Source organism: Streptomyces sp. NPDC127119 (genome assembly GCF_042677425.1).
Classification (GTDB): domain Bacteria; phylum Actinomycetota; class Actinomycetes; order Streptomycetales; family Streptomycetaceae; genus Streptomyces.
The window spans coordinates 54,697-69,674 of the sequence record NZ_JBHXTO010000002.1 but is presented as its reverse complement, the minus strand read 5'-3'; the positions used below and the strand labels follow the sequence as shown (position 1 = coordinate 69,674).

The following is a 14,978-nucleotide window of genomic DNA, read 5'->3' as shown; positions in this document are numbered from 1 at the left end:
CGATGGACCTCACCCTGCTGTACCGCGGCCCGCTTTCCTCCTGCGACTACGACTGCCCGTACTGCCCGTTCGCGAAGCGCCGGGACTCCACGGCCCAACTGCGCGCCGACCGCGCGGCACTTGAGCGTTTCAGCGCGTGGGCGCACGAGCAGCGGCAGGACCGCCTCTCGGTGCTGTTCACCCCGTGGGGCGAGGGGCTGGTGCGCTCCTGGTACCGCCGCGCCCTCGTGGACCTGTCGCACCAGCCGCACATACAGCGGGTCGCCATCCAGACCAATCTGAGCTGCCGGACCGACTGGCTGGGGGACGCGGACCCCGACACCGTCGCCCTGTGGTGCACCTACCACCCGGGACAGACTCCGTACGAACGTTTCCTGGCCAAGACGCACGCGCTGGCCGGCCTCGGTGTCCGCTTCAGTGTCGGAATCGTCGGAGTGCCCGACCACTTGGAGCACGCGCGTCGGCTGCGCGCGGAGCTGCCATCGCACGTCTACTTGTGGGTCAACGCCGCCGAGGGGCACACCTATACGGACGCGCAGGCCGCCGAGTGGACGGAGCTGGACCCGCTCTTCCCGTTCAGCCGCCACCCGCACCGCTCCGCGGGCATGCCGTGCCGCACGGGCGAGTCGGTCCTTTCGGTCGACGGTGAGGGCACGGTCCGCCGCTGCCATTTCGTGCGCACCGAACTGGGCAACCTCTACGACGGCTCCTACCGGGCCGCACTCGGCCCCCGGCCCTGCCCCAAGGAGCTGTGCGACTGCCACATCGGATACGTCCACCTGGAGACACTGCCGCTGTACGACGTGTTCGCGGGCGGAATTCTGGAACGCGTACCGCCCGCCCTCCCCGACCGACCGCTCCTGCCCCTCATATCCACAACTGGGAGCGCCTGACGCCCCGTTGACTGCCGCACCGTCAAGCATCACCCTTCGGCCGCGGGCGGCGCGGCTGGCAGGATGTCGCCGTTGACCCCTTTGCGCGGCACATGACAGCGTCGGTCCGCCCCGGGCATCAGCTCCGGGCGGCAGACTCCGGGCACATCCACAGAGGGGACCGATCAGCATGAGCGGCAGACAGGTCACGTACGCGGCGGCAGTCACGGCGGCCGTACTCTTCCTCGGCGTCTCGGGCACCGCGGCCTCGGCCGTCACCGGACCGGCCGCGGCTCCGGCCCCCTCGGTCGCGGCGGCCGAGGCGGCTCAGGCGGTGTTCGGACAGAGCAGCTTCACCCCGGAGGAGGAGGCCCACCTGCGCGAGGTGGCCGCGGCCATCTGGAACGCGGACCTGGCCGCCGGCTGGAACATGAACCCCGAGGTCGCCGACGTGCTCTCCACGGCGACCGGCGAGATCCTCCGGTGTTCCGAGGCCTTCGCCCTCGTGCCCCGGCCGGCCGGCTTCGTCCCGGGCGTCGGCTACCTGCTCAGCTACTGGAAGAACCTCAAGGACTATTTCCTCGCGGTGAAGGACAACCGCACCTACCGCGCCTGCGTGGTGACCGCGTCGGCGAACTACCGGTCGGCTATCGAGATGGCCTCGATGGGTATCTGACCCGCGGAGATCGGTTCCGCAACAGCGGGAGTGCCGCCGGCCGGGCACGCCGTGCACGAGACTGGGGGGCGAGACCGTGACCGGTGAGCGCACACCTTCGCTCACCGGTACGGTCCCGCCCCGCCGGACACGGCCCGCCCGAAAGGAACCACCGCATGATCATCTTTGGCACCAAGGGATATCTCTACCAGCTGGCGATACTGACCCTGGTGTGCGGCCAGTGCGGGAATCCCGCCGCGCACACGCTCAGCAAGCGCGTCACGAAGTTCACCCTGTTCTTCGTCCCGCTGTTCCCCGTCTCGACGAAGTACGCGACCCAGTGCACGTTCTGCGGGGCACAGCAGAAGATCACCAAGGAGCAGGCGGAGCAGTTGCAGGTGCAGGGCGCGGGCGGCCAGCCCCACGGCCGACAGCCGCAGCAGCAGCCCTACCAGGGCTGATCCGGTCCCCTGCGCCCGACGTCCGGCCCACCACCCCCGGGCCACGGCCCGGGGCAGGCCCGAACCCGCCCGCCGCGGACCACCGTTCCGCCCGGCTCTGCGACAACGTCCGTCCCGGCTTTGCGGCAACGAACGTTACGTGTGAGAAACCTTGACGATCACTCCCGTGGGTGCCACGATTCCGGCGCCGTCATGTTTACGTAAACATCACCACCGACCCAGCCCTGGCCGAGAGTTCGGCCGGGGCAGCTTCGGGCGTTCGATGTTTACGTAAACATCCGCCCGCGCACAGGCCCCGCCGCTGTGCTGCGCCGTCCTCCTCAGAAAGGGCACGATGATGCGCAGAACCCCCACCGGCCCCCGCTCCACTCCCCGGCTGCGCGCCACTCTGGTGGCCCTGGCGATCGCCGCGAGCAGCGGTACGGGCATCGCCGCCGCCCCTGCCGCCACCGCCGCGCCGAGCGTCGACACGACTCAGTTCAAGGGCGTCAACTGGGCCGATCCCCGCGACAACTTCGCCGACGATCCCGTCGTGCTCTCCGGTCTGTCGACCTCCGACGGCTATGCCCGCACCTACGCCAAGGCGACCCGGGTGATCTCGGGGTTCCGCGCGAACCTCGGCGCCGACACCGTCCGGTTGCCGATCAACCCGTACACCGTCGACGGCTCGTACTGGACGTCCTACCGCGGGGTCGTCGACGCGGCGTCGGACAAGGGCTTCAAGGTGATCCTGTCCTACTGGGAAGGCACCGGCCCGCGCAAGGACGGCTTCATCGACGACCCCGCCACGTACTGGCCCATGTGGAACACCGTGGTGAAGGCGTACAAGGACGACAAGCGCGTCTACTTCGAACCGATGAACGAGCCGCACGGTTACACGGACACCGAGTGGGCCGACATCGCCGCGAAGTGGCTGGACACGTACCGGAACGTGCCCCGCGATCGCGTGTTCGTCAGCGGCGCCGGCTACAACGACCACGTCACGTCCGTCTGCGCCGACCCGCGCCTGAAGGGCACCTATCTGTCGCTCCACCACTACGGGTTCTGGAAGGAGTACGCCACCTACGACGAGTGGGTCGCCGACCTCAAGGTGCGCATCGGTGACTGCGCCGGCCGGACCGTGGCGGACGAGTTCGGCTCCCCCATGACCACCGGGCTCGACTACAACAAGCCGGCGCCCGACGACAACTTCGTCAACTACTTGCAGGCCGTAACCGACACGTTCCGCGAGCTGAAGATGGGTTCCGTGTACTGGCCGGGGCTGCGCACCGACGACACGTACTCGCTGCAGACCCTGGTCGGTGACCCCGCCCGGCCGGGGCTGGCCACCACCAACCAGTCCGGCGCCGACCGGCTGGCCTGGGCCTGGGGACGCGGCAAGCCCGTCCGGCCCTGACCGCGTAAGGGCCACGTACTGACCGCGTCCCGGCCGCGTTCTGGCAGCACCCTCGGCGCGGCCATGACCCCCGGGCCCCCGGGCTCCCGGGCCTCCGGGCCTCCGGGCCTCCGGGCCTCCGGGCCTCCGGGCCTCCGGGCCTCCGGGCCTCCGGACTGATCCTCCTTGCCCATGTGCCCTTGTTGCCTCACGGGAGGTGCGGAGAGGGAATACTGGGCGGGAAACGACGACACTTCAGGGGTGGTCAGCGTGGACGGAGCGTGGGAGGCGGACCTCGCCGGCGACCTGCCGGACGTGTCGTCCGCACGGTCCACGGGCACCCTCCAGGTGCGCCCGCTGGCGGACCGGTCGGGCTGGCAGGCCGCGGGCGAGGTCAGTCTGACGACCCGCACGGCCTGGGAACGGGCGCTGGACCGGCTGGCTCTGGAGGATGTCGAGGTGTGCCACTTGGAGCTCTCGGCGGTCACCTTCGTCGACGTCGCCGGTGTCTCCGCCCTCGCGGCGGCGGTTCAAGGTCTTCCCGAAGGACGTCGCATCATGATCGAACAGCCACCTGCCGCCGTGGGACGGGTACTGGACATGTTCTGGCCCGACCTGCCGGGCGTGGAGGTGGTGGCGCGATGACGGCCTCGCTCTCCGAGCCGTTCGCGCATCCCGCCCTCTTCTACCGGGGCGAGGAGGAGTACGTGAACGGCACCGTGCCGTTCATCCGGGAGGGTCTGGCGGCCGGCGAACCGGTGGCGGTCGCCGTGCCGGGACCGAGGCTGGACGTGCTGCGCTCAGCCCTGGGCGACGGCGCGACGGATGTGCGCTTCATCGACATGACGCAGGCGGGGCGCAATCCCGGACGGATCATTCCCAGGGTGCTGAGCGTGTTCGCCGACGCCCACCCGAAGGCGCGCGTCCGGATCGTCGGGGAGCCGATCTGGCCCGAGCGCTCCGGCGTGGAGTACCCGGCCTGTGTCCAGCACGAGGCGCTGATCAACTCCGCGTTCGAGGGGCGGGACGCGACGGTCCTCTGTCCGTACGACGAGGCGGGGCTCAATGAGCAGGTGCTGACCGACGCGTACGCGACGCATCCGGTCGTGATCTCCGACGGCCGGTGGCGCAACAGCCCGTCGTACGCGCCCGAGCGGGTGGTCGAGCGGTACAACGAACCCCTGCCGGTCGCGGAGGGGGCGGAGGGGTACGTCTTCGGGGCGGACGAGCTGCCGGCGGCCCGGTCCTTCGTGACCGAGCGGGCCGCGCGGTTCGGTCTGTCCGGCGTCCGGCTGGACGACCTGGCGCTGGTCGTGGCCGAGCTGACCACCAACAGCGTGGTGCACGGGGGTGGTTCGGGCACGGTGTATGTGTGGGGCGAGGGTGGGCAGGTGGTGTGCGAGGTGCGTGACGAGGGGGAGCTGAAGGATCCGCTCGCCGGGCGGCGGGCTTCGCCTCCGGCGCAGGTGGGTGGGCGGGGGTTGTTGTTGGTGAACTACCTCGTGGATCTGGTGCGTGTTCGTACGGGGGTTGAGGGTACGGTCATTCGCTGTTACGTCGACGTCTGAGGGTTCGCCCTTCGGGGTGGCTTGTGGGTGCGTTTGCGGGTGCGGGTTCGTTGTGGCTGGCCGCGCAGTTCCCCGCGCCCCTAGGGGGTTGGGGTCTGGCCTGATGAAGATGGTCACCCGAAATCGAGGGTGGCTGGGTGCGCGGTTCCCCGCACCGCCGGGAGTCGGGGCATGGGTGGGGGCGGGTGGGATACCCGGGCGGTATGTCAAGGACATCTGAATCCGAGCAGCAGGCTCCGGGGCCGGCGGAGGAGATCGAGGAACGGGCGCCGGACAGGCTCCACGAGTTGCCGAAGCGGTCCTGGCCTGCCGTCCTCAAGGGCACGGTCAAGGAGTTCCAGGACGACGAACTCGCCGACAGGGCCGCGGCACTGACGTACTACGGGGTGCTCTCGCTGTTCCCGGCACTGCTGCTCCTGGTCTCGATCCTGGGTATCGCCGGGCAATCGGCGACCCAGGAGGTCCTGGACAACCTCAAGAAGCTGGCTCCCGGTTCCGCCCGGGACATCATCAGCGACGCGGTGACGCAGTTGCAGGGCCGGGGCGGCATCGGCTCCGTCATGGCCGTGGTCGGTGTCGTGCTCGCCGTGTGGTCGGCCTCCGGCTACGTGGCGGCCTTCATCCGCTCCGCCAACGCCGTCTACGACATGCCGGAGGGACGCCCCGTCTGGAAGGTGCTGCCCATCCGCGTAGGTGTGACCGTCGTACTGCTGGTGCTGGCGGTGATCAGCGCGCTGATCGTGGTGTTCACCGGTGGTCTGGCCCGCGAGGCAGGCAGCGCGCTGGGCATCGGTGACACGGCGCTGACGGTGTGGTCGATCGCGAAGTGGCCGGTGCTGGTCGTGCTCGTCACTGTCATGATCGCCCTTCTCTACTGGGCGACCCCGAACGTGAAGGGCCGCGGCTTCAAGTGGATCACTCCCGGGAGCGTGCTGGCCCTGCTGATCTGGATGATCGCGTCGGCCGGGTTCGCGTTCTACGTGGCGAACTTCAGCTCGTACAACAAGACCTACGGCACGCTCGCCGGTGTCATCGTCTTCCTGGTCTGGCTGTGGATCAGCAATATCGCGATCCTGCTCGGGTTGGAGTTCGACTCCGAGATGGCACGGCAGCGCGCCATCGCGGGCGGTCTGCCGGACACCGAGGAGCCCTATGTTCCGCCCCGGGACACCCGCGCCTGGAGCGACGAGGAGCAGGCCCGTATGGAATGAGGGGCCATAGGGAACCTCGGGGGGGGGTGTGAGGGCGTCGGTCTGTCGTCCGGTCATCCGGTCGTGCGCGTGAGGTCGGCTACGGCCTCCACGGCCCGGTCCAGTTCGGCATGGGTGTTGTAGTAGTGCGGTGAGAGGCGTACGAGAGGGTGGACGTCCCGCGCCTCCGTGTCGAACTGGGTGTGTTCGGGCACGGTCGTGCTCACGTTGATCCCCTGCCGCCCGAGCACCGCGGCGACGTCCGCGGTGGGCACGGCGTCGACCTTCGCGGTCACGATGGCGCACCGGACCCGGCCGAGGTCGTACGTGCTGACGCCGGGCAGGGCGTCCAGTGCCTCGCGCAGATACGCGCCGAGGGCCATGGCCCGCTCCCCGATCGGTTCCAGGCCCAGGTCGAGGGCCTGGCGGACGGCCGCTCCCAGGCCCAGGACGTTGGCGTAGCTCGCTTCCCAGCTCTCGAAGCGCCGTGCGCCGGCGTGCCAGGTGAAGCTCCGCTCGCCGTCCCAGGTCGCCGCCTCGATGTCGCTGACGAACGGGTCGAGGTAGTCCAGGGCCTCGCTGCGGACCCACAGGAAGCCGGTGCCGCGCGGGCCCCGCAGGAACTTGCGGCCGGTGGCGGTGAGCATGTCGCAGCCGATGTGGGTGACGTCGACGGGGAACTGCCCCACGGACTGTGTGGCGTCGAGCAGGAACGGCACGCCTGCCGCTCGCGCGATCCGGCCGATCTCGTGCGCCGGGTTGACCAGGCCGCCGCTGGTGGGGATGTGGGTGACGCCGATGAGGCGGGTGCGCTCGTCGATCAGTGCGGTCAGCGCCGCGGTGTCGAGCCGGCCGAACTCGTCGTCGGGGACCACCACGATCTCGGCGCCGGACCGCCGGGCGGTCTGCAGATACGCCAGTACGCTGCTGCCGTACTCCGAACGACCGGTCAGGATACGGTCGCCCGGCTTGAAGGTCATCGAGTAGAAGGCGGCGTTCCACGCGTGCGTGGAGTTGTCGAAGAGCGCGATCTCGTCGGGCCGCCCGCCCACCAGTCGGGCGAGGTTCGTACGGGTGGCGTCGATGCGGTCCCTCTCCTGGCGGGCAGCCTCGTATCCGCCGATGTCCGCCTCCAACTCCAGGTGCGAGGTCATCGTCGCCAGGGTCCGCCGGGAGAGCAGCCCGGCCCCGGCGTTGTTGAGGTGCACGCGGTGTGCGGTGCCCGGGGTCTCCGCGCGGAGCGCCTCGATGTCCAGGCCGGGGTGTTCCACGCGGCCACTCTCCACGCTGCTGTCTTCCACGGTGCCGTGTCCAACGCTGGTGTGTTCCATGACGAGGTGTTTCCATCCGCCCGGCGTTCGTATGCCTCGCCCGCTCTCCCCGGGTCCGGAAGAAAGCCGTCGATCGGTGGATATCGATCTCCTGCGCGGAAAGGATCCAGCGTAGGCATGGGTACTTACGTACAGGGGGCGGAGGACGCGAGTGCCGAGCGAGGGGCACAAGTCCCACAACGAGGTGCGCGGCGACGTGTACGGCTCGGTCGTCCAGGCGGGCTCCGTACACGGCGGTATCCACATCGGTTCGCCGCCCGCTGCCGTCCGGCAGACGCCCTGGCAGTTTCCCCCGCTGGTCCGGGCGGTCGACCGGTCGTCGGAGCTGGCGGCGCTTGAACGTCATCGTGCCCGCGCCGCGCGGGAGGGGCGGCCGGCACTGGCCGCGGTGAGCGGACTGGGCGGAGTCGGCAAGACGACGGTCGCCCTGAGATGGCTGCACTCGTTGCGCCGCCAGTGTCCGGCAGGTCAGCTCCACGCGGACCTGGGGGCGCAGTCACCCGACGGGCCGGAGCAGCCGGGAGAGATCCTCGCGCGTTTCCTGCGGGCCCTGGGCGTGCCCGCACAGCAGGTCCCGGCGATGCTCGCCGAACGAACGGTGATGTACCGGTCGTTGACCGCGGACCGGAGCCTGGTGGTCCTGCTCGACGACGCCGCGACCGCCGCTCAGGTCCGGCCGTTGCTGCCCGGAGGCAGCAGCGTCACCGCGGTGACCAGCCGCAGACGGCTCCCGGGACTGACCGTCGACGGCTGCTACCCCGTCCATCTGGAAGCACTGGCCCTCGACGCGGCCGTCGAACTGCTGACGGACACTCTCGCGGACGGGCGGGTGGCCGAGGAGCCCGAGGACGCCCGGGCGCTGGTCGAGTTGTGCGCGGGGCTGCCGCTGGCCGTCCGGATCGCGGGCGCCCGGCTCGCGGCGCGCCCCGGGCGGAGTATCGCCACGATGGTCCGCTCACTGGCCGCGGAGCATCAGCGACTGGAGGCACTGGCCATCGACGGCGACCACAATGTCCGAGCCGCACTGGATCTGTCGTACCAGGCACTGCCGCCTGCGTCGGCCCGGCTCTACCGCTTGCTGGGGCTGCACCCCGGCCGGGAGTTCGACGCCTCGGTGGCCGCGGCGTTGCTCCCCGCGGAGGCTGATGCGACGCGCTCGCTGGACGTGCTCCACGAGGCGAGCCTCCTCGTGGACGCCTCGGGAGAACGTCATCGCTTCCACGACCTCGTACGGTTGCACGCCGCCACGAAGGCGAGGGAGGACGAGTCGCCGCAGGACCGTGCGGAGGCCGTGCGCCGTATCGCCGACCACTATCTGGCGAGCGCGACACGCGCCGAGGAGATCGTCGACCCCCAGCACCGGACCATGGCCCGGGACTACGGCTTCGTCCCGGTGGTGGTCGCGGAGGTGGGACCCGGTTCCGAGGCCGCTCTGGACTGGCTGGAGCGTGAACTGCCCAATCTGATGGCGGTCATCCACCAGGCCCGGTCCGCCGGTTTTCCCACCGTCTGCTGGCAGCTCGCCGACGCGTTGTGGCCGCTCTTCCTGCGGCGGAAGTTCTACGACGACTGGTGCGCCGCGCACCGGGAGGGCCTGGCGGCTGCGCGGGAGCTGGGGGACGCGGCGGCCGAATGCCGGATGCTGACCTCGGGCGGTGTCGGGGAACTCGGTGCCGGGAACCCCGACGGCGCCCTGGCGATGTTCGAGCAGGCGGCACGGCTGTTCCTCGCACGCGGTGACCTGCTCGGTCATGCCCGTACGCTCAACTACCGCGGCCTCGCGCTGCAGCGGCTCGGGCGGCCGGACGAGGCCGCGGGCTACTTTGCGCGCGCCGCCAGCGAGTTACCGAGGAACGGTGATGAGCGGGCCGGAGGGCTGGCCAGGCTCAACCTCGCCGATGTCGCCCTCGCGACCGGGCAGGCCGAGGAGGCGATCCGCCATGCCGGTGTCGCCCGCACCACGCTTCTGGATACGGGCGACACCTACAACGCCGCACGCGCGACCACGCTCCTGGGCCGTGCGCATCTCGTGGTGAACGGGCTCGACCGGGCGGAGGAACTGCTGTCCTCGGCATGGGCGATCCTGCGCGGCATGACGGCGAACTACGAGACGGCCCGCGCCGCCGGAGGCCTGGCGGAGGTCTCCGAGCGACGCGGACGGACGGACCTCGCCCGGACCCGCTACCGGGAGGCGCTGGACCTCTATTCCTCCGTGGGCCGGTCCGGGTCCGACGAGGCCGAGGAGACCCGGAGCCGGCTCCGGCGGTTGGAGCGGAGCGAGCCCGACGGGACGTGAGCACGCGGGTGGCGACCGCCCGCGGACCCGTGCGCCGACGCGGACAGCCCGGCCACCAGCCATGTGTGCGTCAGCGAGGCGACGGTCTCCCAGAATTCCTCCGGTGCCCAGAACCCCTCCGGCTGTCCCGGCCCGCCCGTTTCGAGCACGAGCATCCTGCCGTCCGGGCCAAGCCGTATCCAGCAGCGGGAGCCGTGATGCACCGCCACGACCAGGGCCCCCGGACTCGACGCGGCCAGCCCGGCGGCCCGCCACGCTCCCTCGCCTCGCGCGACCAGCACATCGCCCAGCGCCTGCCACCGGTTCCGCGCGCAGGCCCGCACCCTCACGTGTTCATCCACGAAGAGAGTCCCGGAACAAGGGTTCACGAGCACGGTCCGGACCCGTACCACCGCATCACGGTCGTACGAGGTTCGGTCGGAGGGCGCCCGTCCGTACGGGGTCCGGTCGTCCGGGGCCATGGGCACCGCCGTCCGGGACATCGCGGCGATCAGCGTCATCGGGGCACCGCGCTGCCGGGGCCGTCGTAGCGCACCGGCAGCGGAAGACGTGCCGGTTCCGTGGTGGTCCTGGCCGCCGGGGCCCGCAGATGGAGCTTGCGGTAGAGCAGCGCGCGCATCCTGCGGGCGAACCGGCCGGGTTCGGAGGTGATCCTGGCCGCGACCCGTTCGTACCGCCGCGCGCTGCGGACCGCGGAACCCCGTTTCAGTTGCGGACGCACCGGACGGTCCCCCTGCAGTCGCGGGGCGAAGGACATCAGCTCGGCCATCGGTGAGCCCGGATCGACGGGTGCGTCGGAGCGGCCCGCCATCAGCACCGGCGCACCGGTCATCGCGCCGTAGAGCGTCACCGAGCCGTGATCGCCCACGATGTGGTCGGCGGCGACGAGCGTTCCGGCCCAGTCCTCGTACGGGCTGCCCAGGATCAGACCGGAGCGGACCAACTGGGCGAGCCAGGTGCGGACCTGCCAGTCGCCGTGCGCGTTCCAGACGTGCGGATGCAGAAGTGCGGCGATCCGGTACTCGTCCTTGGGCAGTTCGGTGACCAGCCGCTCCAGCGTGCCCCACCCCTCCCCCAGCAGGGAGTCGGGCCCCCAGGTGGAACAGACGAGAACCAGCTGCTGCCGCGTCCCGACCCCGAGAGCCTCCCGGTACAGCGCCCGTGAGGCGAGACTCGCGGCGATCCGGTCGAAGCTCGGATCGCCCACCACTTCCGCGACCGCCAGCGCCTCCGGGCACTCGCGGCCGAGCCGTGCCAGCTCCTCGTGATGGGCCAGCACGATGGCCTCGGGCACCACGGCCCCGTCCCGCACCAGTCGCTGCCTGCTGAGGCCGTAGGCACCCCGCTGGGTGACCGGCCGGCCGCGCTGTCCGACCTGGATGACCTTGTTGTGTCCGGCCCCGTGGGGAAGGACGACCACGGGCGCGTGCAGTTCGTGCAGGCTGCCGTGACCGGCGGCCAGAGCGAGGTCGAAGCCTGTCTGTACCGCCTGACTCCAGGGAAGTACGAGACCTCCCAGCCGTTCAAGGAACCCACCGACCCCGTTGCTGAACACGTCCGGTGCCTGGGTGAAGAACACCTGCACCCTGCTCTCGCCCTCCAGCAGACGTATCGTGTCGAGCAGCCGCTGACCCGCGATCACGGTGTGCACCACGACCAGGACCCGCCTGCGGGTCCTGCGGGTGGCCCAGCGCTCGACATCCAGACGCACCGGCACATGCCGCCAGTACGGCTCCGGCACTGTCACGCTCATCGTCGAAATCCCCCGGTTCTTCCTGCATCGCCTTCGCGACCGCGATGCTTCGCGGCCGATGGCAGAGGGATGCCCACGGGGCCGGACGGTGGGCCTGCAGGAATCCTGCACTCCTGTGGCACGGCGAGGGACCCCGATGTCCGTGTGCGCCCGTCACGCTTCGGTGCGCCTGTCCGCCCACCCCTGACTCCGTGGAACAGCCGTAGAACAGTGGTACGGCTCACACGGATGTACGGACATCAGCGAAGGCCGTGGGAAGAAGCGCACCCGTCGGGGGGCATGGTGGAACTTCTTGCTCTGGGACCTCTGGAACTCTGGCACGACCAGCGACAGCACGAACTCGGATCGGTGAAAGAACGCCGCGTGCTGGCCGTACTGCTCCACGCCCGTGGTGAACCGGTGTCGGCGAACACGCTGATGGACCGCGTCTGGGACGGCGAACCGCCCCTGACGGCCCTGGACACGCTGCAGAGTTACATCTCGCGGCTCAGGGGGCGGCTGCGCCGGGCGGCCGGAGACGACAGGGTGGGCGTGGAACGGCCCTCCCTGCGGCTGTACCAACTGCGCGCCGATCCGGACGACATCGACCTGTTGCGCTTCCGGCGGCTGCGCTCGGACGCGCTGGCGGCTGCCGCGCGAGGTGAACGCCCGCTGGCCATAGGCCTGTTGCGGACCGCCGAGGCGCTGTGGCGCAGTGAACCCCTGACCGAGTTCAGTGAGAGTTCCTGGGCGCAGTCCGCACGTGACCGGCTGATCGAGGACCACCGCAGGGTCCGGGAGGAACGGATCGGTCTGGAGCTGGAGTTGGGCCGTCACGCGGACCTCGTGGGCGAACTGCGGGAACTGGCCTCCCAGAGCCCGTTCGCCCAGCAGGTGATCGGTTCGCTGATGCTGGCCCTGTACCGCTCCGGACGGCACGACGAAGCACTCACCGTCTACCGGAACACCCGCACGCGATTACACGAGAGCCAGGGCATCGAGCCGACAGCGGAACTGCAGCAGCTCCACCTGCGCATGCTCGAACAGGACCGGGACCTCCTGCGGACGGAGCCGGGCCCGCGTGCCCCGGCCCCGCGTGCGGAGCCCCGCAACTGTCTGCCGCGGGACATCCCCGACTTCACGGGACGGGTGGGTGAACTGCGCATCCTGCTCGCCGATTCCACGGCCGGGCAGCGCACGGCGACCGCTCTGCCGGTCACCGTGATCCACGGAATGCCCGGCATCGGGAAGACAGCGCTGGCGGTGCACGCTTCGCACCTGATGTCCGCGGCCTATCCGGACTCCCAGTTCTACGTGGACATGCGGGGTCACAGCGGGCAGCAGCCGCTCGATCCGGCGGACGCCCTGGCTCATCTGCTGCACGCCACCGGCGGGGGCGGTGAACTGCCCGCGGCGCTGGACGAGCGGGCGACCAGGTGGCGCGAGTGGACCGCCGGGCGCCGGGTGCTCGTGGTCCTGGACAATGTGCGGGACGCCGCTCAGGTCGGCCCTCTGCTGCCCGGCTCCCCCACCTGCCGGGTCCTCGTGACCACACGGGGCCGGCTGGCCGGACTGGACGGCGCCGCCCACCTGTTCGTGGACACCCTGTCCCGGGAGGAGGCCGCGGCTCTCTTCACCCGGATCGTCGGTGCGTCGAGGGTGTCCGGTGAACCGGAGTGCCTGCGGAAGATCGTGGAAGCCTGCGCCTGCCACCCGCTGGCCACCCAGGTCCTGGCGAGCCGTTTCCGGCACCGGGACTCCTGGGACCTGCAGCATCTGCTCGACCGGCTGGCACAGGCGACGAGCCCGCTCCAGGAGTTCGACACGGTGATCAGCGCGGTGTTCCGGTTCTCGTACACGGAACTCGGCTCCCCCGCACAGGAGTTGTTCCGGCGCCTCGCCCTGCACCCCGGCTCCGACATCACCCTCCGGGCGGCCGAGGCGCTGGCCGGACCGGATCTCGCGAGCGAGCCCGGAGCACTGGAGCGATGCGTCGAGGAACTCATCGACTCCAGCCTCCTGGAGGAGCCGGTCCGCGGACGCCACCGGCTGCACGACCTCACCCGGGCCTACGCCCTGCAGGTGTGCCTCGAAACGGACCCGGAAGCGGTCCGGCATGCCGCGGTCGGCCGTCTCGTCGCCCACCACCTCACCACCGCGTACCAGGCCGACCGGCTCTGCCACCCCCATCGCCGGGTGCTCGACCTGAACCTCCCCGCACAGGCCCGGCCGTCCACGCCCGTGTTCGCGGACGCGGACGGGGCTTCGGTGTGGCTGACCGTGGAGCGCGCCAACCTCGTCGCGATCGCGCGCACGGCCGCCGCCGGACATCCGGAGTACGCGGCCCTGTTCCCGCACGTGCTGGCCAGATCCCTCAAACTGTGGGGCGCGTGGGACATCGAGGCCGAACTCTTCGACGCGGCCCTACCGGTTCTGCGCGCGTCCGGCGATCGTGCCGCGCTGGCCCAGACCCTCACCGACCACGCGGACCTGCTCGCGCAGCGGAACCATGGCGCGGCGCTGCGCTGTGCGACCGAGGCCCTGGCGATCCACGAGAGCCTGGACCAGACGCACGGCCGCGCCGACGCCCTCTTCCAGTCGGGCCGTGCGCACCTGGCGGCGGGCCACGGCGACACGTCGCTGGGCGTCCTGGAACAGGCGCTGAAGCTGTACCGCGAGGTGGGCGACCGCTCCGGCGAGGCCGAGTGCCTCAACGTGCAGGGAGTGGTCCTGTACTACGCGGGGCGCTACGACGAGGCCCTGCACAAGGTCCAGGCCATGGAAGCCATCTACGAGGAGCTGCCCGACCCCTACGGGCTGGCACAGGCGCTCAACAACCGTGGCGAACTGGCCTTTCTCCAGGGGCGTCACGCCGATGCCCAGGAGTGCTACGAAAGGTCGCGCGTGCTGATGCGGCAGCACGGCGGCCGTGTCGATCTGGCGATTCTCGACACCAACCTCGGCGGGGTGCACCAGGCCGTCGGCGAGACGGACCAGGCACTCCGCTGCTTCAAAAGAGCTCTCGCCGCCCACCGGTTCAGCGGGGACGCGCTGGGCGAGGCCGACGTGTTGATCAGCATGGGTACGGCCTATGCCCGGTCGGGGCGCCGGGGCGAGGCACTGCTGCATCTCACGATGGCGGAGCAGGTGGCGACCCGTATCGACAACCCGTACGAGCGAATGCGGGCGTTGATCGCGGCGGCGGACGTCCAGCGTGAGTCGGGCCGGCTCGACACCGCGGCGAAGGGCTACGAGCAGGCCCTTGAGGTGGCCGAGCGCATCGAGTTCCCCATGGGTTCCGCCCACGCGCTCGCGGGACTCGCGCGGATCGCGTCCCTGTCCCCTCGCCCGGCCGACCGGGCCGTCGACCACGGCGAACGGGCTGTCGCCCTGTACCGCGAGTTGGGTGCGGAGGCGGAGGCGGTGAAACTGCTCCAGTTCTTGGAGAACCACAGGTCGACCGGCTCCTGAGCGGTGGCCCAGGAGCCGGTCCTTGCC

At 70.6% G+C, this 14,978-nt stretch carries 12 protein-coding genes; 9 read left to right on the top strand and 3 right to left on the bottom strand.

The window, feature by feature from the left end; all coding sequences use genetic code 11:
• Positions 1-2 precede the first annotated feature (2 nt).
• From ACFVH5_RS01300 to ACFVH5_RS01270, 7 genes are all read left to right on the top strand, one after another.
• The gene (locus ACFVH5_RS01300; protein ID WP_385831089.1) at positions 3-893 is read left to right on the top strand and encodes an STM4011 family radical SAM protein; all 891 of its coding nucleotides are present in this window, start codon (positions 3-5) and stop codon (positions 891-893) included.
• A 169-nt stretch (positions 894-1,062) separates the two neighbouring features.
• Positions 1,063-1,548, top strand: a complete 486-nt coding sequence (locus ACFVH5_RS01295; protein WP_385831088.1) for a hypothetical protein — start codon at positions 1,063-1,065, stop codon at positions 1,546-1,548.
• Between the two features lie 155 nt (positions 1,549-1,703).
• Positions 1,704-1,988, top strand: a complete 285-nt coding sequence (locus tag ACFVH5_RS01290; RefSeq protein ID WP_383935676.1) for a zinc-ribbon domain-containing protein — start codon at positions 1,704-1,706, stop codon at positions 1,986-1,988.
• Between the two features lie 337 nt (positions 1,989-2,325).
• Positions 2,326-3,384 carry a glycoside hydrolase family 5 protein gene (locus ACFVH5_RS01285; protein WP_385831293.1) on the top strand — a complete coding sequence of 353 codons (1,059 nt, stop codon included), beginning with the start codon at positions 2,326-2,328 and terminating at the stop codon, positions 3,382-3,384.
• A gap of 240 nt (positions 3,385-3,624) precedes the next feature.
• Positions 3,625-4,008, top strand: coding sequence for an STAS domain-containing protein (locus ACFVH5_RS01280; RefSeq protein ID WP_385831086.1), 384 nt, complete (start codon positions 3,625-3,627; stop codon positions 4,006-4,008).
• Positions 4,005-4,931 (top strand): anti-sigma factor RsbA family regulatory protein, encoded by a 927-nt coding sequence (locus ACFVH5_RS01275; protein ID WP_385831084.1) that lies wholly within the window; start codon positions 4,005-4,007, stop codon positions 4,929-4,931. Before ACFVH5_RS01280 ends, ACFVH5_RS01275 begins: the two co-directional genes overlap by 4 nt.
• A 203-nt stretch (positions 4,932-5,134) precedes the next feature.
• On the top strand, positions 5,135-6,142 hold the full coding sequence (locus ACFVH5_RS01270; protein WP_385831082.1) for a YihY/virulence factor BrkB family protein: 1,008 nt from the start codon (positions 5,135-5,137) through the stop codon (positions 6,140-6,142).
• 53 nt (positions 6,143-6,195) lie between these two features.
• Here the strand turns inward: ACFVH5_RS01270 and ACFVH5_RS01265 are convergent, their stop codons facing one another.
• Positions 6,196-7,452: an aminotransferase class V-fold PLP-dependent enzyme gene (locus ACFVH5_RS01265; RefSeq protein WP_385831080.1), complete on the bottom strand. Its 1,257-nt coding sequence runs from the start codon at positions 7,450-7,452 to the stop codon at positions 6,196-6,198.
• A gap of 151 nt (positions 7,453-7,603) precedes the next feature.
• Between ACFVH5_RS01265 and ACFVH5_RS01260 the strand changes: the two genes are divergently transcribed.
• On the top strand, positions 7,604-9,748 hold the full coding sequence (locus tag ACFVH5_RS01260; protein ID WP_385831078.1) for an ATP-binding protein: 2,145 nt from the start codon (positions 7,604-7,606) through the stop codon (positions 9,746-9,748).
• Here ACFVH5_RS01260 and ACFVH5_RS01255 read toward each other — a convergent pair.
• Both ACFVH5_RS01255 and ACFVH5_RS01250 read right to left on the bottom strand, forming a co-directional pair.
• On the bottom strand, positions 9,655-10,248 hold the full coding sequence (locus tag ACFVH5_RS01255) for a hypothetical protein (RefSeq protein ID WP_385831077.1): 594 nt from the start codon (positions 10,246-10,248) through the stop codon (positions 9,655-9,657). The two genes, ACFVH5_RS01260 and ACFVH5_RS01255, sit on opposite strands and share 94 nt — an antisense overlap.
• Positions 10,245-11,501 (bottom strand): hypothetical protein, encoded by a 1,257-nt coding sequence (locus ACFVH5_RS01250; protein ID WP_385831075.1) that lies wholly within the window; start codon positions 11,499-11,501, stop codon positions 10,245-10,247. Before ACFVH5_RS01250 ends, ACFVH5_RS01255 begins: the two co-directional genes overlap by 4 nt.
• Before the next feature lie 279 nt (positions 11,502-11,780).
• Between ACFVH5_RS01250 and ACFVH5_RS01245 the strand changes: the two genes are divergently transcribed.
• Positions 11,781-14,951 (top strand): tetratricopeptide repeat protein, encoded by a 3,171-nt coding sequence (locus tag ACFVH5_RS01245; RefSeq protein ID WP_385831073.1) that lies wholly within the window; start codon positions 11,781-11,783, stop codon positions 14,949-14,951.
• Positions 14,952-14,978 lie beyond the last annotated feature (27 nt).